The sequence below is a fragment of the Streptococcus sp. 'group B' genome (assembly GCF_002073795.1).
GTDB lineage: Bacteria > Bacillota > Bacilli > Lactobacillales > Streptococcaceae > Streptococcus > Streptococcus agalactiae.
This window is the reverse complement of record NZ_CP020432.1, coordinates 1597140-1620245: the sequence shown is the minus strand read 5'-3', so window position 1 is coordinate 1620245 and position 23106 is coordinate 1597140. Positions and strand designations below refer to the sequence as shown.

General features: G+C 33.0%; 17 protein-coding genes and 1 other annotated feature (1 of these 18 cut by a window edge). Of the genes, 16 read left to right on the top strand and 1 reads right to left on the bottom strand.

Annotation, left to right across the window (positions count from 1 at the left end):
* Positions 1-48: 48 nt before the first annotated feature.
* The 13 genes from A6J68_RS08470 to gorA all read left to right on the top strand — a co-directional run bounded on the left by A6J68_RS08470 (position 49) and on the right by gorA (position 18618).
* Positions 49-384: a YlbF/YmcA family competence regulator gene (locus tag A6J68_RS08470; protein ID WP_000024622.1), complete on the top strand. Its 336-nt coding sequence runs from the start codon at positions 49-51 to the stop codon at positions 382-384.
* Positions 385-1124: 740 nt separating this feature from the next.
* Positions 1125-3896 carry an Ig-like domain-containing protein gene (locus tag A6J68_RS08465; RefSeq protein ID WP_105253175.1) on the top strand — a complete coding sequence of 924 codons (2772 nt, stop codon included), beginning with the start codon at positions 1125-1127 and terminating at the stop codon, positions 3894-3896.
* 109 nt (positions 3897-4005) lie between these two features.
* On the top strand, positions 4006-5259 hold the full coding sequence (gene secY2, locus A6J68_RS08460) for an accessory Sec system protein translocase subunit SecY2 (RefSeq protein ID WP_000579592.1): 1254 nt from the start codon (positions 4006-4008) through the stop codon (positions 5257-5259).
* A gap of 9 nt (positions 5260-5268) precedes the next feature.
* Complete coding sequence (asp1, locus tag A6J68_RS08455; protein WP_000499155.1) at positions 5269-6846, top strand: accessory Sec system protein Asp1; 1578 nt, start codon at positions 5269-5271, stop codon at positions 6844-6846.
* A gap of 1 nt (position 6847) precedes the next feature.
* Complete coding sequence (gene asp2 / locus A6J68_RS08450; RefSeq protein ID WP_000413126.1) at positions 6848-8437, top strand: accessory Sec system protein Asp2; 1590 nt, start codon at positions 6848-6850, stop codon at positions 8435-8437.
* On the top strand, positions 8430-8975 hold the full coding sequence (gene asp3 / locus A6J68_RS08445) for an accessory Sec system protein Asp3 (protein WP_000592614.1): 546 nt from the start codon (positions 8430-8432) through the stop codon (positions 8973-8975). Before asp2 ends, asp3 begins: the two co-directional genes overlap by 8 nt.
* A complete protein-coding gene (gene secA2 / locus A6J68_RS08440; RefSeq protein ID WP_000758330.1) occupies positions 8972-11368 on the top strand; it encodes an accessory Sec system translocase SecA2 in 2397 nt (798 codons plus the stop codon). The genes asp3 and secA2 overlap by 4 nt, the downstream gene beginning before the upstream one ends.
* A gap of 15 nt (positions 11369-11383) precedes the next feature.
* Complete coding sequence (gtfA, locus tag A6J68_RS08435) at positions 11384-12904, top strand: accessory Sec system glycosyltransferase GtfA (protein WP_000262050.1); 1521 nt, start codon at positions 11384-11386, stop codon at positions 12902-12904.
* Positions 12888-14216 carry an accessory Sec system glycosylation chaperone GtfB gene (gene gtfB / locus A6J68_RS08430; protein ID WP_000584700.1) on the top strand — a complete coding sequence of 443 codons (1329 nt, stop codon included), beginning with the start codon at positions 12888-12890 and terminating at the stop codon, positions 14214-14216. The genes gtfA and gtfB overlap by 17 nt, the downstream gene beginning before the upstream one ends.
* On the top strand, positions 14209-14376 hold the full coding sequence (locus A6J68_RS11520) for a hypothetical protein (protein ID WP_017284851.1): 168 nt from the start codon (positions 14209-14211) through the stop codon (positions 14374-14376). The genes gtfB and A6J68_RS11520 overlap by 8 nt, the downstream gene beginning before the upstream one ends.
* Positions 14377-14429: 53 nt before the next feature.
* A complete protein-coding gene (locus tag A6J68_RS08425) occupies positions 14430-15425 on the top strand; it encodes a sugar transferase (RefSeq protein WP_001261474.1) in 996 nt (331 codons plus the stop codon).
* Between the two features lie 7 nt (positions 15426-15432).
* Entirely contained in the window at positions 15433-17145 is a 1713-nt protein-coding gene (locus A6J68_RS08420; RefSeq protein WP_000661028.1) for an SP_1767 family glycosyltransferase, read from the top strand.
* Between the two features lie 123 nt (positions 17146-17268).
* The gene (gene gorA / locus A6J68_RS08415; protein ID WP_000043874.1) at positions 17269-18618 is read left to right on the top strand and encodes a glutathione-disulfide reductase; all 1350 of its coding nucleotides are present in this window, start codon (positions 17269-17271) and stop codon (positions 18616-18618) included.
* Positions 18619-18660: 42 nt separating this feature from the next.
* Here the strand turns inward: gorA and A6J68_RS08410 are convergent, their stop codons facing one another.
* Positions 18661-19113, bottom strand: coding sequence for a DUF6556 family protein (locus tag A6J68_RS08410; protein WP_000033715.1), 453 nt, complete (start codon positions 19111-19113; stop codon positions 18661-18663).
* Between the two features lie 251 nt (positions 19114-19364).
* Between A6J68_RS08410 and A6J68_RS08405 the strand changes: the two genes are divergently transcribed.
* From A6J68_RS08405 to A6J68_RS08395, 3 genes are all read left to right on the top strand, one after another.
* Positions 19365-20510 carry a cysteine desulfurase family protein gene (locus tag A6J68_RS08405; RefSeq protein WP_000638893.1) on the top strand — a complete coding sequence of 382 codons (1146 nt, stop codon included), beginning with the start codon at positions 19365-19367 and terminating at the stop codon, positions 20508-20510.
* Position 20511: 1 nt separating this feature from the next.
* Entirely contained in the window at positions 20512-21726 is a 1215-nt protein-coding gene (thiI, locus tag A6J68_RS08400) for a tRNA uracil 4-sulfurtransferase ThiI (protein WP_001200106.1), read from the top strand.
* A 101-nt stretch (positions 21727-21827) separates the two neighbouring features.
* Complete coding sequence (locus tag A6J68_RS08395; protein ID WP_000101233.1) at positions 21828-23006, top strand: CapA family protein; 1179 nt, start codon at positions 21828-21830, stop codon at positions 23004-23006.
* Positions 23007-23081: 75 nt separating this feature from the next.
* Positions 23082-23106: a sequence feature (ribosomal protein L21 leader region), on the top strand; it runs 55 nt beyond the window's last position.

Genomic DNA, 23106 nt, shown 5'->3' with positions numbered 1-23106 from the left:
ATAAAAGTCTACAATAGTGGTAAGTTCAAGTAGAAAAAGGAGTAACTTATGGCTAATGTATATGATTTAGCAAATGAATTAGAACGTGCTGTTCGTGCTTTACCAGAATACCAAGCAGTTTTAACTGCAAAAGCAGCTATTGAAAATGATGCGGATGCACAAGTGCTTTGGCAAGACTTTTTGGCTACCCAATCAAAAGTTCAAGAAATGATGCAATCTGGCCAAATGCCAAGTCAAGAAGAACAAGATGAAATGTCTAAACTTGGGGAAAAAATTGAATCCAATGACCTTTTAAAAGTTTATTTTGACCAACAACAACGGTTGTCTGTCTATATGTCTGATATCGAAAAAATTGTCTTTGCACCCATGCAGGACTTGATGTAATAGTATAAAAGAGAGAGCTCCTTGAGTTTTCTCTTTTATGCTATTTACATTCAGAGCATCCTAATTGCTGCGCTTTTACATTATTGCATTATCCTATAAAAATGTATTTTTATACTTTTTTTGAGAGCGGCTATTTATTTTTAGACTTAGTCATGTCTCTAAATACCCCTAGTTAGTGATAAAAACAAGGTTTTTATAGGATAAGGAGGTAAGAATATTAAAATATAAACATCATAAATATTTATATTTTGTTTTTTTATAATAAAAATGTGTTGTAGATTAAATTATAAAACCAGAAAACTAATTTTATATTTTTTATAATTTACTGAAAATTAACATATAATGATGATAGTGATTTGAAATATACAATAGTAGCGAAGAAGAACACTATGAAATACTTTGAATAATAGTAGTAAAAAATAAGTGTTAAAAAAACTGAAATTTTATATCCAATTTGATTAAAGTATGTTATAATACGAAAAGTGTTTTTAAAAACACCTTATTTAGATTAGAAAGAAGCAATAGTTGATTTAATTTTCAGAAGAGAGGAAGAATTGTTTATTGTAGCTTTTTAAGATAGGAGGGGTCTTTATAGGCAAATATGCTATTTATTGATGATGTTTCAAGCAATATTTTAGAACTTGAAATAACAAAGTAGTATTTTGTTATAGCTATATTTGAGAATTCTTAGAATTAGAAAAGTTTTTTATATAGCATTATTTTTTAAATATGGAGGAAAAATGTTAAAAAAGCAGTTTGGAAACTTTGGTGAAAAATCACGCAAAGTTCGAGTTAAAATGAGGAAATCAGGTAAGCACTGGGTCAAAAGTGTTATGACACAAATTGGCTATGTTATCCTTTCGAGGTTTAGCGGTAAAGAGAAAAGCTCTAAGGTTCAAACTACTAGTGAAGATTTAAGCAGAACTAAAACGTCTGCTAGCATCCTAACAGCAGTCGCAGCTCTTGGAGCTGTAGTTGGAGGGACGACAGACACAACTTCTGTCTCAGCTGAAGAAACACCTACTGCAACAGAACTTACAGGAAATGAAAAAACATTAGCTACTGCTGAAACTGTAGTGGTTGCGCCAGAAGTAAAAACTGTAAACTCAGATTCTTCATCACATTCAACAAGTGAATCACAATCAATGTCAACTAGTACCTTGCAATCTACCAGCGCCTCATTATCTGCCAGTGAATCACTAATGGATTCTACCTCTGCTTCTTTATCTGAGTCTAGCTCGTTATCAGAATATAGTTCTTTATCTCTATCTAGTAGTGAGAGTGTCTCAGGATCAGAATCAGTTCAATCATCAGAAGCGGCAACGACCGCTAGAGTTCAACCGAGAGCGATGAGAGTTGTATCTAGTGCTTCAGATATGGAAACTTTACCAGCAGCATTAATCTCTGGTGAAGGAGATGTAACAACTGTTCAAGGACAAGATGTAACAGATAAGTTACAAAATTTAGATATAAAGCTCTCTGGAGGAGTGCAAGCAAAAGCAGGTGTTATAAATATGGATAAGTCAGAAAGTATGCACATGTCTTTAAAATTCACTATTGATTCTGTGAATAGAGGTGATACTTTTGAAATTAAGTTATCAGATAATATCGATACAAATGGAGCTTCTAACTATTCTATTGTAGAACCTATAAAATCACCTACGGGTGAGGTCTATGCGACTGGAATTTATGATTCTCAAAAAAAATCTATAGTCTATAGTTTTACAGATTTTGCGGCTTCAAAAAATAATATTAATGGAATATTAGATATTCCATTATGGCCAGATGATACGACAGTTCAAAACACAAAAGAAGATGTTCTTTTTTCGGTAAAAATAAAGGATCAAGAGGCTACAATTAAAGAAACAGTGAAATATGATCCACCGGTAAGAATTGATTTTGCAGGGGGAGTAAGTGTAGATTCTCGAATAACCAACATTGATGATGTGGGAAAAAAGATGACTTATATAAGTCAAATTAATGTAGATGGAAAATCACTCTATAATTACAACGGGTTATATACTAGGATATATAATTATAGCAAAGAGAGTACAGCAGATTTAAAGAATTCAACGATAAAAATCTATAAAACCACCTCGGATAATATTGTAGAGAGTATGGTACAGGATTATTCAAGCATGGAGGATGTAACTAGTAAGTTTGCAAATAGTTACCCAGAAAAAGGGTGGTATGATATTTATTGGGGGCAGTTTATTGCATCAAATGAAACGTATGTAATTGTTGTAGAAACACCATTTACTAATGCAGTAACTTTGAATACTACTTTATCAGATTATAATGAGAACAATGGTGTAGAACATAATCATACTTACTCATCTGAATCGGGATATTCAGATGTAAATGCTCAAGAAAGAAAAATTTTATCCGAATTAGTAAGTAGCTCAGAATCAGTATCAAGTTCAGAATCGGTATCTAATTCCGAATCTATTTCAACTTCTGAATCGGTATCTAACTCCGAGTCTATTTCAAGTTCCGAATCGGTATCAAGCTCAGAATCTATTTCAACTTCTGAATCGGTATCAACTTCAGAGTCTATTTCAAGCTCCGAGTCAGTATCAAGTTCAGAATCGGTATCAAGCTCAGAATCTATTTCAAGTTCCGAATCGGTATCTAACTCCGAGTCTATTTCAAGCTCCGAATCGGTATCTAACTCCGAGTCTATTTCAAGTTCCGAATCGGTATCTAATTCTGAATCTATTTCAAGTTCCGAATCGGTATCAAATTCAGAGTCTATTTCAAGTTCCGAATCGGTATCAAACTCCGAGTCTATTTCAAGTTCCGAGTCAGTATCAAGCTCAGAATCTATTTCAAGTTCCGAATCGGTATCTAACTCCGAGTCTATTTCAAGTTCAGAATCGGTATCAACTTCAGAGTCTATTTCAAGTTCCGAATCGGTATCAAATTCAGAGTCTATTTCAAGTTCAGAGTCAGTATCAAGTTCCGAGTCAGTATCAAGCTCGGAATCTATTTCAACTTCAGAATCGGTATCTAACTCCGAGTGTATTTCAAGTTCCAAATCGGTATCTAATTCTGAATCTATTTCAAGTTCCGAATCGGTATCAAATTCAGAGTCTATTTCAAGTTCCGAATCGGTATCAAACTCCGAGTCTATTTCAAGTTCAGAGTCAGTATCAAGCTCAGAATCGGTATCAAACTCCGAGTCTATTTTAAGTTCCGAATCAGTATCAAGCTCAGAATCTATTTCAAGTTCAGAATCTATTTCAAGTTCAGAGTCAGTATCAATGAGTACTACAGAGTCTCTAAGTGAATCAGAAGTATCAGGGGATTCTGAAATTAGCTCAAGTACAGAATCATCAAGTCAATCTGAATCGATGAATCATACTGAAATTAAATCCGATTCCGAATCTCAACACGAAGTTAAGCATCAAGTATTACCAGAAACAGGTGATAACTCGGCTTCAGCATTAGGTCTGTTAGGTGCAGGATTGTTGTTAGGAGCTACTAAATCTCGCAAGAAGAAAAAAGATTAATTTTCAAAGTGATATTTAGATGATAAATCGAAAGTACTTTCGATTTATCACTTAAGATAGTAAGTAGTTATACTGTCTTAAGTGATAAATTGATTTGAAAAGGGAAAAAATGATTGGAAAATTATATTATAGCTATAGAAAGTCAACGCTATTAAGAAGTATTTTATGGACTATTTTAATTGTTGGTGTATATATGTTAGGACAACGTGTTTTATTATCCACTGTTCCTTTATCACATCAAGAGATAAAACTAGCAGTAGATCAACATTTACTCAATAACTTTTCAGCAGTAAGTGGTGGGAGTTTTAATAAATTAAATGTTTTCACACTGGGGTTGAGTCCATGGATGTCAAGTATGATTATTTGGAGATTCGTTTCCTTATTTTCGTGGGCAAAAAATGCAACGAAGCGAAAAGCAGAAGTAGCTCAATATACTTTAATGCTTACTATCTCAGTTATACAAGCATATGGTGTTTCAGGAAATCAATTTATAAAAAGCTCTTTATTAGGTTCTTATAGTGATATTGTTTTTAAAGCATTGACAATGGTCTTGTTAATAAGTGGCTCATTTGTGTTAATGTGGCTTGCTAATCTCAATGCTTCTAAAGGGCTAGGAGGAAGTATTGTTATCATATTAGTGAGCATGCTCCAAGCAACGACTACTGGAATAATAACTTATTTTGAACAGTCACATTTTAGTATTATGGATCTGCTGGGAACTATTATAGCTATAAGTATAATACTTAGTGTTTTATTATTAATCTCAACGGTGGTTTATAGGGCAGAATATCGTATACCTATTAGGCGTATTGATATCGTTAGTAAATTTGCCCAAGATACCTATATTCCTATTCGCATAAATCCAGCAGGGTCCTACCCTTTCATGTATGGGATGACATTAATGATGCTTCCAACGTTTATAATTCAAGCATTGTTACTTGCTTTTCCAAACGAGCGATTATTGATTCAGATCTCGTCAATGATTGCAATTAATAAGCCTTTAGGTATTGGACTTTTTGTTATATTATTATTTATTTTGAGCATTGGATTTGCATATTTTAATTACGACCCGTATAATATTGCAAAAAATATGCGTCAACGGGGGGAATATTTTCAAAATGTAACTCCAGGAGCTGCTACTCAACGTTTTTTACAAGAAAAAATTAGTATCATGGCAGTAGTTGGAGCAATTTTTACGGTTATTATGGGAGGTCTCCCAATGTTGGCTGTGGTGGGGAAGACAAACCAAGTTAGTATTGCAATGATCGTCATTAATATTTATATTATTTCAACTTTTATGCTCAGTATTATTGAGCAAGTTAATACCTTGAAGTTGTGGGGCAGTCACCGAAATATTATTTAAGGAGCAATCATGTTTTATTTTATTCCTTCGTGGTACAATTCTGATCAAAAGTGGCATAATGAAGCTCCTATCTGGTATCGTGTATTGGAGAACATGACTTTTGATGATACTGTTAGTCAGGTTAGAATGTTTCAGAATGCAGATGAGGAAGTGCGTTTACTTCTATTTAGTTATAATCCTCAGTTGAGATACATGCTTCATGAAGAGAGTATGTTGGCTGTCTCTTATTGGTCTTTTTTTGACGATATTCAAAATATTCAACAAAAAGAGATTAAGTTAATTAATTTTAAAGAACTGAATTGGCCTAAAGGGACTTATTTTGTTTATACACCTTTTTTAGTATTAGCTAAACATGGTGGCGAGATTATTGCACGTATCCAATTTGCGGAAAATGGGAATTTACTACTGATTGAACTTTTAATAGATGGTGTGCTTGATAAGATTATGATATTTGACGATCGTGGTTTTGTATCCAGTATCAAATATTTCAAACAAAATAGATTAATTTATCAAGATTATTTAAATCAAAATGGTGTTTGGCAAATTCGAGAGTATGCTTCAAAATTTCCGAGAATAGTAGTTAATCCAATGTCTGATAAGGTGTTTAATTTTACTGAGTATGATGATTGGGATACTCTTATTCGAGAGAGAATATTGGTTTTAAAAAAACTAGAAGTGACTCCAGATGATTATATTATAGTAGCAGTAAACGATATTCATAACAATTTAGTCAGAAAATCATTTCCAGATCAAAAGAAAATTTTCTCATTTTTTGGTGAACGCTATTCATTTGATAATCGACTCGACTTTAATGAACTTCTTGATGAAGGTGAATTGTTTATTGCTGAAAGCGAAAAAATAGAACGGTTATTGATTACTTCATTACAAGAGAAAAATTATTCGTCAAACTATGTTGAGAATCACATTAGCCGTATTCCCCCTTTTGATACTCGTTTGAGACTCGGACAGAGCCAAAATATTGAAGAGCTTATTGCATATTTACTTGTAGATGATCTTTCTCAAACTTATTTAAGTGAAGTTTTAGACCAATTATTAGCAAAAATGGAAGTTAATCCGTCATTAGAGTTGAAAATAGTCAGCTATAAAAATGATTATGATATGACTTCTCTAAAAGAACAAGTTAAGGACAAAATATTGTCTTCTAAAAATCCAGATTATTTTTTTACCTCTCTTTCTTTGGAAGATGAGAATCATTTTAAGGAAGAACAAAAAACTAAAATTCGTGGCATTAGTTTTGATATATATACAAATGAAAATCAAATTATAGATGCTCTAGATACTGCTAGGTTAGTTATTGATTTAAGAGATGATCCAGACCTATATACTCAAATTGCTGCTCTGAGTTCTGGAATTCCTCAAATCAATAAAGTTCACACTAATTATGTAGAACACCAGAAGAATGGCTGGATTATTAGTGACTCTACAGAACTCAATAATGCAATTGACTATTATTTTGATGGACTAATGAATTGGAATAAATCGTTAGTTTACAGCGTAAAAAAAATGGGTGATTATACAAGCGGTAAGATATTACAGCGCTGGCGAAAATTATTAGAAAAAGAATAATATGGAAAAATTAAAAATTTTGCAGATTGGTGAGGAACCATGGGATGCTGATTTAATAACTCCAGACAATATTGAATGGTTATACTGTAATGGAAATGCTATTCAAATTTTCTTAGAGAAATTAAAAAGTAAAGAGTTAGAAAAAAATAATGTTGAATATATTGGTAAAACTTCAACTAATGAAGTTAAATTATGGTTTAATGCGGTCATTTTAACTAGTGAGGTTAGCGAATTGCAATTGAACCTACTTTCAGATTGCTTAGAAGCGCATACACTCTTTTACGACGAGGATTTTCAACTCGATTTTTGCTCAGAAAACGGTATATTTAAACGTAAGGTTTTGAGACCACTACCATTTAATGGATCAAGGAAAGAAAAAATTATTTTCCTAAGCCGTACTCTTTTTTCGGAACAATATGGTGCAAAATTGAAGGTTTCTGACATAGATCTAAATCCTGATTTTAAGGGAGAGATAATATATGAAGGCAATAGCTCTATTTGTTTTTCAGGGAATTTTGGAGAAGATTTTCAACCTCTATTCTCATTTCGCTATAATTTATCCTCTACTGATAAAGCGATAGAAATATGGCAAGAATATCAAAAATTGCAAGGTGATAATAGTATTATGATAGAAGTCATTCAATACCAAAAAGGATCACTTGATTTGATATTAAATACAAAATACCTTTCAGAAAATGATTTGGCTGATCCATATATTTTAGAATATGATGAATCAGTTGGTTTTTCATCAATTTCTATCTTTGCTAGAGGTGACGGAGTGGTGAGATTTGGTGCACTACATTGGCGATATTCGCGTAAAGGTTTGGGTCAATTTTTAATCGGTGGAGAAAGGTACAGTGATTCCAAAAGGCAAGAGTTTATCTACTATTTTAACCCTGGAGATATGAAACCTCCATTGAATGTTTATTTTTCAGGTTTTCGAGGAGCCGAAGGTTTTGAGGGTTTTTACATGATGAAACGTTTGGGAGCTCCGTTTCTCTTAATTGGTGATCCAAGGATTGAAGGTGGAAGCTTCTACCTAGGTACTTCAGAATACGAAAGTGAATTAGAAAATGTTTTACAAAAATATTTAGATTACCTACAATTTGATCATTGTCAACTTATTTTATCAGGTTTATCTATGGGAAGTTTTGGTGCCCTTTATTATGGTTCTACTTTTTCCCCCCATGCTATAGTTGTGGGGAAACCCTTTACAAATTTAGGCGATATGGTAGTAAATTTAAAATTAAGAAGACCAGATGATTTTGAAACGAGTATGGATATTCTCCAAAATATTATTGGTTCTCAAAACGATGAAGCTATTAATCAATTTAATCAAAAATTTTGGAATAAGTTTAAGCGTTCTAATTTTGAAAAAACGCAGTTTGCTATATCTTATATGAAACATGATGATTATGATAGAAATGCAACTCCAAGGCTGATTGATTATTTTTCTAAAACTAACACCCTGTTGTATGCAAGTGGATATGCTGGGCGACATAATGATAATAGTCAATCAATAAATAATTGGTTTACTTCTCAGTATAAAACAATTCTCAGTGATGATTTTGGGAGAGTGTTTAGTGATTAAAAAAAGAATACAGAAGGTGCTTTGGACTGATAGTAGCAATGTTTATCTTTATGGTTCGACTATAAAGTATTTGGAGCATAATCGTGTTTTTTTTGAGAATCTAAGATTCTCTACAGGAAAAACAATCAAAAAATGGCTTTCTAAAACGAATTTTCAAGCTAATAGAACGTTGCCAGAGCTTACCTTACTAAAACCTAATCATACCTATGAGTTGGTATCAAAATTAACTACTGTGCCTGAGGGATGCGTGATTATTCAGATAAATTTTTATAATCGTCAAAAAGAAAAAATAGGTTTTTCTATTATTCGAGATCACTCCTCAGATTTTATAGTTCCTGATGACACATATTTTTATGATATTTCTCTTATTGGTGCGGGTTGTATAAGTGTAGAATTTTGTTACCTAGAATTATTTGAAGTAATTGAGACTCAAGAAGAAAAAGATGGTATTGAACTAAACAGTTATGTTGAAAGCAGCTTACCATCAGAGCTTGAACTTATTAGAACGTTGATAGCATTTTCTAAGGATAAAAAATGAAAAAAGTTGTTGTTAAACCCAAAATCTCTATTCTAAATAAATTGAGATTGCAAAGAATTCAAAAAATTGTAAACGAGATAAATAATAAAAAAGTGTACTACGCTCAATTATCAGATAAGGAGTTAAGCCATCAAACTTTAATATTAAAAAATAGACTTTCAAGTGGAGAAAGTCTAGATGATATTCTTGTTGATGCTTTTGCTGTGATAAGAGAGGCTAATAAAAGAATTTTAGGTTTGTTTCCATATGATGCTCAGGTTATGGGTGCTATTGCTCTTCATCAAGGAACGATAGCTGAAATGAAAACGGGAGAAGGAAAAACATTAACTGCAACTATGCCCTTGTATCTGAATGCTTTAACTAGCAAGGGAGCAATCTTAGTGACGACCAATGATTATTTGGCAAAACGAGATGCATTAGAGATGGGAAAAGTATATCAATTTCTAGGTATGACAGTTGGTATTAATGTTTTTGATAAAAAAGAAGAAGCAGATGCGACTATTAAGAGAGAAGTATATGAATCTGATATTACTTATACTACTGCAGGTGCCTTAGGTTTCGACTATCTCGTTCACAATCTGGCTAGTAATAAACTAGAACAATTTCTAAGACCTTTTCATTTTGTTATCGTTGATGAAGCAGACTCTGTTTTGTTAGATATTGCTCAAACACCCTTAATTATAGCGGGAGATCCTCGTGTACAATCTAATCTCTATGGTATCACTAATAATTTTGTACTCACTCTTAAGGAAAATGATGAATATATCCATAAAGCTAAGGATAAAATTGTCTATCTTACTGAGAAGGGTGTAAGTTACGCAAAACAGTACTTCAATATTTCAGAATTATATAATGATGAGTATTGGGAATTAAATAGACATATAAACCTAGCATTGCGTGCTCATTGTTTGTATAAAAGAGATTATGATTATGTAGTTAAAAATAATGAAGTAAAATTGTTAGATAACGCAACAGGTCGTGTTATGGAAGGCACAAAACTTCAATCAGGGATTCACCAAGCTATTGAAGCAAAAGAAGATGTTGCTTTGACAAATGAATCTAGGGCAATTGCTTCAATAACGTATCAAAGTCTCTTTAATATGTTCCCAAGGTTGTCTGGGATGACAGGAACTGGAAAATCTTCTGAAGATGAACTTATAAAAACTTACCACCTGCCTGTTATTGTTATACCAACAAATTTTCCGATCAAACGAGTAGATCTTGCCGATAAAATATATGTTAGCTTACCAGAAAAGTTGCAAGCTACTATAGATGATGTTAAACAAAGACATAGTAAAGGTCAGCCAGTATTGTTAATTTCTGGAACAGTTGAAATTGCTAACATTTATTCAAAGTTATTGCTGCGAGAAGGCATTGCCCATAATACCTTAACAGCTGATAATGTTGTTAAAGAGGCACAAATTATAAAAGAAGCGGGACAAAAAGGTTCAGTAACATGTGCAACAGTTCTTGCTGGTCGTGGAACAGATATTAAACTAGGTGAAGGGGTTAGAGAATTAGGAGGACTTGCAGTTATAGGAACGGAAAGGATGCCTAATTTACGTATGGACTGGCAGCTTAGGGGCCGTTCGGGGCGTCAAGGAGACCCAGGGATTAGCCAATTTTATGTGTCGCTAGAGGATGAATTAATTGTTTCTCATTCTCCGGAATGGGTGATAAAGTATTTAAAAAAATATTCTCGTAAAGAAACTTCAAATTACTATATGGTACCTAGAAAGAAACGCTTTTTTTATCAAATAGTTAAAAATGCTCAACTCAGAAGTGAAGATAAAGGTGTATCTTCTAGGGAGCAAACTATTAAGTTCGGAGAGAGCTTGCGTATACAGCGTGAAAATATTTATCAATTACGAAATGAATTAATAGCTGATAGTTCCATTGTGGTTGATGGTGTGATAAAAATTATTCAGGATAATTTTAACGATATTGCTAATGATAAGGATTTAACGGAACATTCTTTACGAAGATATATATTAGAAAATCTTACCTATAAATTTAAATATTTCCCTGATGAATTTGACGTTCATAATTCTGACGATGTATTTAAATTATTGATTGACATATTTGATAGAGAATTTACTGCAAAGAAAACTAAACTTCAAAGTGATAATGAATTTGATAATTTCGTCAGAATATCGATATTAAAGGCTATTGACAAATCGTGGATAGAAGAAGTGGATAGCCTACAGCAATTAAAGGGAGTTGTAACCAATAGAGGTATCGGTCAACGAGATATTATTCAAGAATATTATAAAGAATCGCTTAATTCTTACTATAAGATGGGAAAAGAAATAAGATATTCTATCGTTAAGAATATTATGTTAAGTACAATTTCAAAAGCAAGTGATGGAAGTTACTCAATATATTATGTATAAAGGAAAACGGAGTTAATGGTAGTTTATAATTTGAATAGAGGGATAGGTTGGGCAAGTAGCGGTGTAGAGTATGCTCAAGCATATCGTTCAGAAGTTTTTAGAAAGTTAGGTGTTGAAGCTAAATTTATTTTTACTGATATGTTTCAGAATGAAAATATAGAGCACCTTACTCGAAATATCGGCTTTGAAGACAATGAGATTATATGGCTTTATACTTTTTTTACTGATTTAACAATTGCTGCAACTTCTTATTCACTGCAACAATTGAAAGAAAGTTTTTCACTACCGATTGATAGGACTGAGAAAAACGGTAAAATAATATCATTTTTTTTTAAAGGAAGTAGTATTGTAGTTACAGTTATGCTTAACGATGAATCTAGTAACATCGTCCAAAGGGTAGAGTATCTTATGGGGGGAAAGCTTGTTAGAAAAGACTACTACTCATATACTAAAATGTTTTCAGAATATTATGCTCCCGAAGATATAGGTCCATGCCTGTATCAGCGTACATTTTATAATGAAGATGGAAGTGTTGCATATGAAGAAAATGTAGATGGCGAGAATAGTATTTTTAAATTCAAAGAAACTATACTATATTCTAAAGAAGAATTAGTTGGATACATGTTAGAAAAATTACAATTAACGAATAGTGATCTAATCTTGTTAGACCGCTCTACAGGCATTGGGCAAGCTGTTCTAAGGAATAAAGGAAATGCTAAAGTAGCTGTTGTTGTTCATGCAGAGCATTATAATGTTAGCGCAACTGATGAAACTACGATTTTATGGAATAATTATTATGACTATCAATTTTCAAATGCTGATAGCATAGATGCTTTTATCACCTCAACAGAAACGCAAACTAAGACGTTGATTGATCAATTTAAAAAGTATTTAAATATTGAACCGGTCGTTTATACAATTCCTGTAGGAAGTTTATCAAAATTACAGAGAAAAGAGTGGCATGAAAGAAAAGCTTTTTCGTTGTTAACTTGCTCACGTCTAGCTTCGGAAAAACATATTGATTGGTTAATTAATGCTGTGGTAGAAGCTAATAAAGTAATTCCTGAATTAACCTTTGATATTTATGGTGAAGGTGGCGAACGGCAAAAGTTACAAGAAATAATTGCTAAAAATAAGGCAAATAATTATATACGATTAATGGGGCATAAAAACCTATCTTCTGTTTATAAAGATTATCAAGTTTATTTATCGGGTTCTACCAGTGAAGGTTTTGGTTTAACCTTGATGGAGGCAATCGGATCGGGGCTTCCGATAATTGGTTTAGATGTTCCGTATGGTAATCAGACCTTTATTGAAAATAATTTGAATGGCTACCTTATTCCAAGGGAAACACCAGATAATCCTCAACAAATATCAACTGCTTTTGCTCAGTATATTGTTGCTTTATTTAATTCTAAAGATATTTGTAAAAAACACGAGTATTCTTATAGAATAGCTAGTAGATTTTTAAATGATAAAATTATAGAAAATTGGAGTTTTTTTTTGAGGAGGTTATTAAATGATTATACTATTTGATTTCTTTGATAAGAAAAGCAAAGATCTATATTATTCTTTAATTACTTCAGGTTTACATGGAAATGCTGTGGTCATTAATGACGATGGTTTTCTTCCACAAAATATAAATTCTCCTTATTCATTTTTTTGTAATATGGAAGGGAAAAATGGGAATCCTCTTTATTTTAACCAAGTCCCACTCCCTGACCTTTGGGAGATAAAGGGAAATAATATAGAGGCTGAAATTTGGGATTTTAGTATTAAAAGAGCTAAAATTTTTTATCAAGAGCCGAAGTATAAACGTCAAGTAAAAAATATTGATTGGTTTGACAATAATAAAAAAGTGAGATACACAGATCATTATAATCGCTTCGGATGGTGTTTTGCACGTACACATTTTGATAAGAATCAAAATGTGACTACAAAATCTTATTTCGATAAGGATGGTAAAGAAGTTATTGTTGAAAATTTTAGAACAGGAGTTATAATCCTTAATTGGCTAAATAAAGATTATTTTTTTGATAATCGAGTTGCATTCTTAAATTTTTATTTTAGCCTTATGGGTTGGAACTTGTCTCGAATATGGTACAACTCCTTATCAACTCCATTTTTCGTTTCTTACCGGATGACTTATCCAGGAGAAGATATTTTATTTTGGCAAGAAGATATAGAGGATACTATTCCTGCTAATATGCGCGTGTTATTAGAAAGTACGAATACTAGAACTCAGAAAGTAATTGTTCAAAAGAAAAATACATATCATAAAATAAAGTCAATGTTACCTAAAGAACAACAAGAAAAAATTGGTTATTTAGGCTTTATATATCCTAATAAAAAGAACAATAAGGGTAGGAAAGATATTTTTATTTTGACAAACTCTGACCAAATTGAACATTTAGAAGTGTTGGTTCATCACTTGTCTGATTATCATTTTCATATTGCAGCGTACACAGAAATGTCTTTTAAGTTGATGTCATTTAGCCAAGAACAAAATGTAACGCTATATCCGAATATTTCAAGAACTGATTTAGACAACTTATTTGAAATCTGTGATATTTATTTTGACATTAATCATGGAAATGAAGTTGATGATGTTATTAGAAGGGCATTTGAATATAATCACCTTATCTTTGCTTTTGATAATACCTGTCATAACAGAGAGTTAGTATTAGATAGCAATATCATTTCTCACACAACCTGTGAACAATTGATAAATTTAATGAAAAATTTATCAGGCTCCATTATGTATTTGCTAGAGCAACAAAGAGAACAAACAAGTAATGAAACAAAAGAGCGTTATAAAGAAATATTAGGAGGGTATGGAAATGCCTAAAAGAAATGAATTACTCAATAAAGAAATTAAAATGAGTATTGATAAACTTAGATATAAAGAACCAGAGAGTGAACATGACAAGCGACCTACTTTTTATTTGGTAGTACTTATACTTGTTACTGTAGCAGTTATATTGTCGTTATTTAAATATTTTTTATAGATTCCTATTAATGGTAGAAAAGAAGCCTGTTGTTTTTTAGATAGGGGAAGTGTGTGAGGACATATATTACAAACTTGAATGGACATTCAATCACTAGTACAGCACAAATAGCTCAAAACATGGTAACAGATATAGCAGTAAGCTTAGGTTTTCGTGAGCTGGGAATACATTCTTATCCGATTGATACTGATTCTCCTGAGGAAATGAGTAAGCGTTTAGATGGAATCTGTTCCGGACTTAGAAAAAATGATATTGTCATATTTCAGACACCTACATGGAACACTACAACTTTTGATGAAAAATTATTTCACAAATTAAAAATATTTGGTGTAAAGATTGTTATTTTTATACATGATGTTGTACCGCTAATGTTTGATGGAAATTTTTATTTGATGGATAGAACTATAGCTTATTATAATGAAGCAGATGTTTTAATAGCCCCTAGTCAAGCAATGGTCGATAAGCTTCAAAGTTATGGCTTGACAGTAAAAAAAATCTTAGTTCAAGGAATGTGGGATCATCCCACCAATATTACTTTACAAGCAGTTAATCATAAGAAGCTTGTTCATTTTCCTGGGAACCCAGAGCGGTTTAACTTCATAAAGAATTGGAGAATTCCTACCGAGTTACATGTTTATACTGACCATAACATGCAATTACCCACCACTGTGGTTAAAGAGCCATATCAATCGGACGAACAATTAATTATGAAAATGAGCGAAGGGGGATATGGCTTAGTCTGGATGGATGACCGTGATAAACAATATCAATCTCTTTATTGCCCTTACAAACTGGGCGCTTATATAGCAGCAGGAATTCCAGTGATTATTCAAAAAGGTATTGCTAATCAAGATATAATAGAAAAAAATAATTTGGGATTTATTATTGAAAAAATTGATGATATTAGTAATATAGTTGAAAGTACTACTGAAGAGGAATATATGGAAATTGTTAGCGATGTCAGGCGGTTTAATCCTTTAGTTAGACAAGGATATTTTACGCGAAAACTATTAACCGATGCAGTATTTAGTGCATTAAATAGCATGTGAGGGGAATATGAAAGAACTAGAAGAAATCGTAGTTTTCCCTATAAACAAAAGTTTGGATTACATTTTGGAAAATCATTCGTCAGTTATTCGCTTTGGGGACGGTGAATTTGACATTATAATGGGAAAATCGATTCCTTATCAAGATTACAACCCAGAGTTAGCAGATAGGTTATTGCAACTTCTTCATAAGCAAAGTACGAATGATCTATTAGTATGTCTTCCAGATATGTTTCAAAATCGACAAAGATATAATCAATCGGCACAACTTTTTTGGAAAAATCATTTTCAAAAATTTGGCAATTTCTATAGGCAACATTGTTATCAAGATTGGTATGGTTCTTCTTTTATTTCAAGGCCATATATGGACTTACAAGATAAGGAGTCTGCTGTAGAATCATTTAAAAAATTAAAGTTACTTTGGGACAAACGCGATATTTTGGTAGTTGAAGGGGAAACTTCGCGGTCGGGTGTAGGTAATGATCTTTTTAATAATTGCAATAGTTTAAAAAGGATTATTTGTCCTTCTAAAAATGCTTATATAAAATATGATGAAATTCTTGAGGCTGTTGAAAGATATGCTCAAGGGAGGATAATCTTATTGATGCTAGGTCCGACTGCAAAAATTTTAGTAAGAGATTTATCTGATAGAGGATTTCAAGCCATTGATATCGGTCATATTGTTTCTGAATATGAATGGTATAAGATGGGAGCTACTCAAAAAATAAAATTTTCTCATAAACACACCGCTGAGTTTAACGATGATGAAAATATTAATTTAATTGACAGTCAGAATTATATTGATGAGATTGTTAAAACAATAACTATCGATGATACTGAATTCAGGGATACTGAATTAATATCAATCATACTTCCTGTCTATAATATGTCTGGTTCTTTATCAAGGTGTTTAGATTCTATCCTTAGGCAAGTTTACTCAACTTTTGAGGTGATCTTAGTCAACCATGGTTCTACAGATGGAAGTGGTAATATTTGCGAGAAATATGCGATGAAGGATGAGCGTATTCGTTTATTTCATGAAGAACATCAAGTTATTACATCTGTATGGAACTTCGCATTAGAGAAATCTAAAGGGAAGTATGTTACTTTTGTGAATCCAGATGATTTTCTTGATGAGTCTTACTTAAATTATCTTTACAATAAATTAAGAGCTAATAAATCTGATATCTCAGCAACCACCTATACTTTTTTTAATGAAGAGGAAAAATGCTTTGTTTATTTTGCAACAGATGATAATTATTTTGAGAAAACATTCTTTGCTCAAGAATGGTTAGAGCAAGAACATAGTTACCACGATAATTTAAAACAAATATTTCCTCTCCTTTCTATGAAGCTCTTTAGAAAATCACTTTTTAACAATATCACTTTTCCTTTAGAAGATTTAACAGGAGAATACACACTGTATAATGTTTATTTGCTATCAAGGCACATTACATTTTCTCATATTGGTTTATACATAACCTCTCAAGTTTTCTCTCATACTGAAATAAAAAGATTCACGGGACATGATATAGAGAAGATGCTATCTAGAAAGGAAGAGAGGTTAGCCCTGTTAACAATGGTAGGGTTTAATTCTGAGAAATACATCAAAAATTATAAGGAAACTTTATTAAATTATCAAAGTGAGTCGTTGAATATAGGTGATATTAATTTATATAATAAAATTAAGCAAAAGATTGCATTGATAGATTATTGTTACTAGAAATAATTTTAACAGCAAGTTAGGATATGATAATCGGTAATATAAATTGTTTACGTAGCAGAAAATTGTGACTGTAAACACTTTGTGATAGAGTATAGGTATCAATGATTCAAGGAGAGAGTAATGTCAAAACAATATGATTATATCGTTATTGGTGGAGGTAGTGCAGGCAGTGGTACCGCTAATAGGGCAGCCATGTATGGAGCAAAAGTCCTGTTAATTGAAGGTGGACAAGTAGGTGGAACTTGTGTTAACTTAGGTTGTGTACCTAAGAAAATCATGTGGTATGGTGCACAAGTTTCTGAGACACTCCATAAGTATAGTTCAGGTTATGGTTTTGAAGCCAATAATCTTAGTTTTGATTTTACTACTCTAAAAGCTAATCGCGATGCTTACGTGCAGCGGTCTAGACAGTCGTATGCCGCTAATTTTGAGCGTAATGGGGTCGAAAAGATTGATGGATTTGCTCGTTTTATTGATAACCATACTATTGAAGTGAATGGTCAGCAATATAAAGCTCCTCACATTACTATTGCAACAGGTGGACACCCTCTTTACCCTGATATTATTGGAAGTGAACTTGGTGAGACTTCTGATGATTTTTTTGGATGGGAGACCTTACCAAATTCTATATTGATTGTTGGGGCGGGCTATATCGCGGCAGAACTTGCTGGAGTGGTTAATGAATTAGGCGTTGAAACCCATCTTGCATTTAGAAAAGACCATATTCTACGCGGATTTGATGACATGGTAACAAGTGAGGTTATGGCTGAAATGGAGAAATCAGGTATCTCTTTACATGCTAACCATGTACCTAAATCTCTTAAACGCGATGAAGGTGGCAAGTTGATTTTTGAAGCTGAAAATGGGAAAACGCTTGTCGTTGATCGTGTAATATGGGCTATCGGCCGTGGACCAAATGTAGACATGGGACTTGAAAATACCGATATTGTTTTAAATGATAAAGATTATATCAAAACAGATGAATTTGAGAATACTTCTGTAGATGGCGTGTATGCTATTGGAGATGTTAATGGGAAAATTGCCTTGACACCGGTAGCAATTGCAGCAGGTCGTCGCTTATCAGAAAGACTTTTTAATCATAAAGATAACGAAAAATTAGATTACCATAATGTACCTTCAGTTATTTTTACTCACCCTGTAATTGGGACGGTAGGACTTTCAGAAGCAGCAGCTATCGAGCAATTTGGAAAAGATAATATCAAAGTCTATACATCAACTTTTACCTCTATGTATACGGCTGTTACCAGTAATCGCCAAGCAGTTAAGATGAAGCTCATAACCCTAGGAAAAGAGGAAAAAGTTATTGGGCTTCATGGTGTTGGTTATGGTATTGATGAAATGATTCAAGGTTTTTCAGTTGCTATCAAAATGGGGGCTACTAAAGCAGACTTTGATGATACTGTTGCTATTCACCCAACTGGATCTGAGGAATTTGTTACAATGCGCTAACGCTATCAAAGAATACAAAAAAAGCTAGGGAACCTAGCTTTTTTAAGGTGTTGTTGTATTTTCAATAGTTGAGGTATCGGTAGTAGTATTATTTGTTTGATCATTGTTAGTACTAGATGATGTTTGATCGTTATTGGCAGCAGAATTTGAACTGCTACTCGGAGTACTACTAGCAGAGGAATTTTCTAGTGTTTGGCTGGATGATGCCCTTGTCTCATCTTTTTCAGTAGAAACTTGGTTACTAGAATTTTGTCCACTTTCTCTTATAATGACGGTTTTTGAAGTAGAAGAATCAGTCTTACTAGAGTCTTTGTGATTATTAATCGCATTAGTAATAGTAATAGAGGCAACGATAATACTTAAAACACTACCGACTAATGCAATTGTTTTTTGAAGTGCAGAAAAACCTGTTTTTATATGCTTAGCGGGTGATTGAGTTGAATCAGTATTAGTCTTAGTAGACTTTTTCTGTTGTCTTGAATATCCTTTTGACATGACGCCCTCCTTAAATGTACATCAACTATTATATGATTTTATCCTAAAAAAAGCTAAAGAAAAAATAATTTAAAACATTTAAATAAGCAACCTAGGTTATTAAGCTAAGCTATGTTAGTGTAATAGGTAGTGAGTTTTGTGATAAATTATGAGAATTATCATAAATATTGTTTTGGGATGTTCACAAACTAATATAAATAGTAGGAAAATTATGCTATAATAACACTGATTGACTTTAGAAGGACAGATTTATGATTTATTTTGATAATTCGGCAACTACTATTCCCTATCCAGAAGTTTTAAGGACTTATCAAGAAGTAGCTAGTAAAATCTATGGAAACCCCTCAAGTTTACATGAGCTAGGAACAACATCTTCTCGGATTTTAGAGGCTAGCCGTAAACAAATTGCTAGTTTACTTGAGCTTAAAGCAAATGAAATTTTCTTTACCTCTGGTGGTACAGAGGCCGATAATTGGGTTATTAAGGGTCTTGCGTTTGAGAAACAACATTTTGGAAATCATATTATTGTTTCTGATATCGAACACCCAGCTGTTAAAGAGTCTGCTAAATGGCTTGGAGAGTATGGGTTTGAGATTGATTATGCGCCAGTAGATGATAAAGGATTTGTAGACGTAGAAGCACTGGTCAAATTAATTAAACCAGAAACGATTCTTATTTCAATTATGGCAATAAACAATGAAATTGGTTCTATTCAGCCAATAAAAGCTATTTCAGACTTGTTGTCAGATAAACCTACTATATCGTTTCATGTTGATGCTGTTCAAGCAATAGGTAAGATACCGACTAAAGATTATTTGACTGAGCGAGTTGATTTTGCATCTTTTTCTAGTCATAAATTTCACGGCGTTCGTGGGGTTGGCTTTCTATATATTAAAGAAGGAAAACGTATTTCACCATTACTAACAGGTGGTGGACAAGAATCTGATTTACGTTCAACTACTGAGAATGTCGCAGGGATTGCAGCTACTGCTAAAGCTTTACGAATGGTTATGGACAAGGAAGTAGTAGCTATTCCTAAAATAAGTAAAATGAAAACCATTATTCATGATGAATTAGCCAAATATGAGGATATTACGTTATTTTCGGGTAAGGAAGGTTTTTCACCTAACATTATCACGTTTGGTATCAAGGGTGTCCGAGGAGAAGTTCTTGTCCATGCCTTTGAGGGACATGATATTTTTATCTCGACAACTAGCGCTTGCTCTTCTAAAGCAGGTAAACCAGCAGGAACTCTTATAGCAATGGGAATTTCAACTAAGTTAGCCCAAACTGCTGTACGTATCAGCTTAGATGATGATAATGATATGGGACAAGTAGAGCAATTTTTAACTATTTTTAAACAAGTTTATGAAAAAACTAAGAAAGTTAGAGGATAAGATGCAGTATTCAGAAATTATGATTCGTTATGGAGAACTCTCTACTAAGAAGAAAAACCGTATGCGCTTCATCAATAAGTTAAAAAATAATATGGAGCATGTACTCTCCATTTATCCAGATGTTTCAGTAAAAACAGATCGTGATAGAGGACATGTATATCTCAATGGTACAGATTATCATGAAGTTGCAGAGTCCTTAAAAGAGATTTTTGGTATCCAAGCTTTTTCTCCATCTTTTAAAGTAGAAAAAAATGTTGATACATTGGTAAAAGCTGTCCAGGAAATTATGACTTCCGTTTATAAAGATGGGATGACTTTTAAAATTACCGCAAAACGTAGTGACCACTCATTTGAATTGGATAGCCGTGCTCTAAATCATACTTTAGGAGATGCCGTTTTTTCAGTCTTGCCAAATATTAAGGCTCAGATGAAGCAACCAGATATCAATCTTAAAGTCGAGATACGAGATGAGGCTGCTTATATTTCATATGAGGATATTAGGGGTGCAGGAGGATTACCGGTAGGAACATCTGGGAAAGGGATGCTGATGTTGTCTGGTGGGATTGATTCTCCGGTAGCAGGTTACCTAGCGTTAAAACGTGGTGTAGATATAGAAGCAGTCCATTTTGCAAGTCCTCCTTATACTAGCCCAGGTGCATTGAAAAAAGCACATGATTTAACACGTAAATTGACAAAATTTGGTGGTAATATTCAATTTATTGAAGTTCCATTCACAGAAATTCAAGAGGAAATTAAGGAAAAAGCTCCTGAAGCCTACTTGATGACGTTAACACGTAGGTTTATGATGCGTATTACAGATCGTATTCGTGAGGACCGAAATGGTCTTGTTATTATTAACGGTGAAAGTTTAGGGCAGGTGGCAAGCCAAACGCTAGAAAGTATGCAAGCTATTAATGCTGTCACTGCAACACCGATTATTCGTCCTGTGGTCACGATGGATAAGCTAGAAATTATTGATATTGCTCAAAAAATAGATACTTTTGATATTTCAATTCAACCATTTGAGGATTGCTGTACAATTTTTGCACCAGATCGCCCAAAAACTAACCCTAAAATTAAGAATACAGAACAGTATGAGAAACGTATGGATGTAGAAGGTCTGGTAGAGAGGGCAGTTGCAGGGATTATGGTAACTACTATTCAACCTCAAGCAGATAGTGATGATGTTGATGACTTGATTGACGATTTATTATAATGAATTTTTAAACTACAGATTTACTCTGTAGTTTTTTATTAAAATGATTGTGCTGTCATAAGGTTATAAAAAATGCTATAATACGAATAAAGGAGGCAAGTATGGCAAGAATCCCTTATCAAAAAACACTTATTTTTTGTGTAGCCGTTATTATTGCTATTTTTATTTTGGGGTTATCTAAGGATTTAGCACAATCTAAAGGGCAAAAGGTTGCAAATAATAATACTGTAAAAACAGCACGTGTGGTTGCAAACGGAGATATTTTGCTGCACGATGTACTATATGCCAGTGCGCGCCAACCCGACGGCACTTATAATTTTACTCCTTATTTTAAAGAGGTAAAATCTTGGATTGAGAGCGCTGATTTAGCGATTGGTGATTATGAAGGGACGATTAGTTCAGAATATCCTTTAGCGGGCTATCCTTTATTTAATGCTCCTAATGAGATTGCAACTACTATGAAAGAAACTGGATATGATGTCGTTGACTTAGCACATAATCATATTCTGGATTCACAACTGGCAGGTGCTATCAATACTGTCAAGACTTTTAATCGTCTGGGATTGGATACTATTGGGGTTTATTTAAAGGATAGAAATAAAGAAGATATCTTAATTAAGCGTGTAAATGGTATTAAAATTGCTATTTTAGGTTATTCGTATGGCTACAATGGTATGGAAGCTAATGTTTCAAAGAGTGACTATGAAAAACATATGTCTGATTTAGATACTAAAAAGATTAAGCAAGATATTAAAAAGGCTGAAAAAGAAGCAGATATCACCATTGTCATGCCACAGATGGGGATAGAATATCAAAAAAAACCTACTACAGAACAAGTAATACTTTATCATAGTATGATTAAATGGGGGGCAGATATTATATTCGGAGGACACCCTCACGTTGTTGAACCGTCTGAAGTGATAAAAAAAGATGGCCAGAAAAAATTTATTATTTACTCTATGGGAAATTTTATTTCAAATCAGCGTTTAGAAACGGTTGATGATATCTGGACAGAAAGAGGATTATTAATGGATGTAACCATAGAGAAAAAAGGTCAAAAAACAGTAATTAAAAAAGTTAAGGCGCATCCAACACTAGTAGAAGCAAAAGCAAATGGCCGTTATGTTGAAGAAGGCTTTCCAGCTTATGATTATAGGACGCTAGTTTTAGAGGATTATATTGAAGGTGGTAAGAAACGTTCTACAATTGATCAGACTATGAAAGATAAAGTTGATAAAGCATATAAGGAAATGAATGAGTTAGTTAATTTGAAGTGGTAAAGTTGATAATTTTATTTTGTTTTATCTTGCATAAAAAAAGAGTTTATGATAAAATTTGAATGTTGACTAAATGCACATCCTGTGCAACCGCGCGAAAATC

What these genes read in the sequence shown, in the direction of transcription:
- A6J68_RS08470 (WP_000024622.1), top strand. Translation starts at nt 49, where the DNA reads ATGGCTAATGTATATGATTTAGCAAATGAATTAGAACGTGCTGTTCGT.
- A6J68_RS08465 (WP_105253175.1), top strand. Translation starts at nt 1,125, where the DNA reads ATGTTAAAAAAGCAGTTTGGAAACTTTGGTGAAAAATCACGCAAAGTT.
- secY2 (WP_000579592.1), top strand. Translation starts at nt 4,006, where the DNA reads ATGATTGGAAAATTATATTATAGCTATAGAAAGTCAACGCTATTAAGA.
- asp1 (WP_000499155.1), top strand. Translation starts at nt 5,269, where the DNA reads ATGTTTTATTTTATTCCTTCGTGGTACAATTCTGATCAAAAGTGGCAT.
- asp2 (WP_000413126.1), top strand. Translation starts at nt 6,848, where the DNA reads ATGGAAAAATTAAAAATTTTGCAGATTGGTGAGGAACCATGGGATGCT.
- secA2 (WP_000758330.1), top strand. Translation starts at nt 8,972, where the DNA reads ATGAAAAAAGTTGTTGTTAAACCCAAAATCTCTATTCTAAATAAATTG.
- gtfA (WP_000262050.1), top strand. Translation starts at nt 11,384, where the DNA reads ATGGTAGTTTATAATTTGAATAGAGGGATAGGTTGGGCAAGTAGCGGT.
- gtfB (WP_000584700.1), top strand. Translation starts at nt 12,888, where the DNA reads ATGATTATACTATTTGATTTCTTTGATAAGAAAAGCAAAGATCTATAT.
- A6J68_RS11520 (WP_017284851.1), top strand. Translation starts at nt 14,209, where the DNA reads ATGCCTAAAAGAAATGAATTACTCAATAAAGAAATTAAAATGAGTATT.
- A6J68_RS08420 (WP_000661028.1), top strand. Translation starts at nt 15,433, where the DNA reads ATGAAAGAACTAGAAGAAATCGTAGTTTTCCCTATAAACAAAAGTTTG.
- gorA (WP_000043874.1), top strand. Translation starts at nt 17,269, where the DNA reads ATGTCAAAACAATATGATTATATCGTTATTGGTGGAGGTAGTGCAGGC.
- A6J68_RS08410 (WP_000033715.1), bottom strand. Translation starts at nt 19,113, where the DNA reads ATGTCAAAAGGATATTCAAGACAACAGAAAAAGTCTACTAAGACTAAT.
- A6J68_RS08405 (WP_000638893.1), top strand. Translation starts at nt 19,365, where the DNA reads ATGATTTATTTTGATAATTCGGCAACTACTATTCCCTATCCAGAAGTT.
- thiI (WP_001200106.1), top strand. Translation starts at nt 20,512, where the DNA reads ATGCAGTATTCAGAAATTATGATTCGTTATGGAGAACTCTCTACTAAG.
- A6J68_RS08395 (WP_000101233.1), top strand. Translation starts at nt 21,828, where the DNA reads ATGGCAAGAATCCCTTATCAAAAAACACTTATTTTTTGTGTAGCCGTT.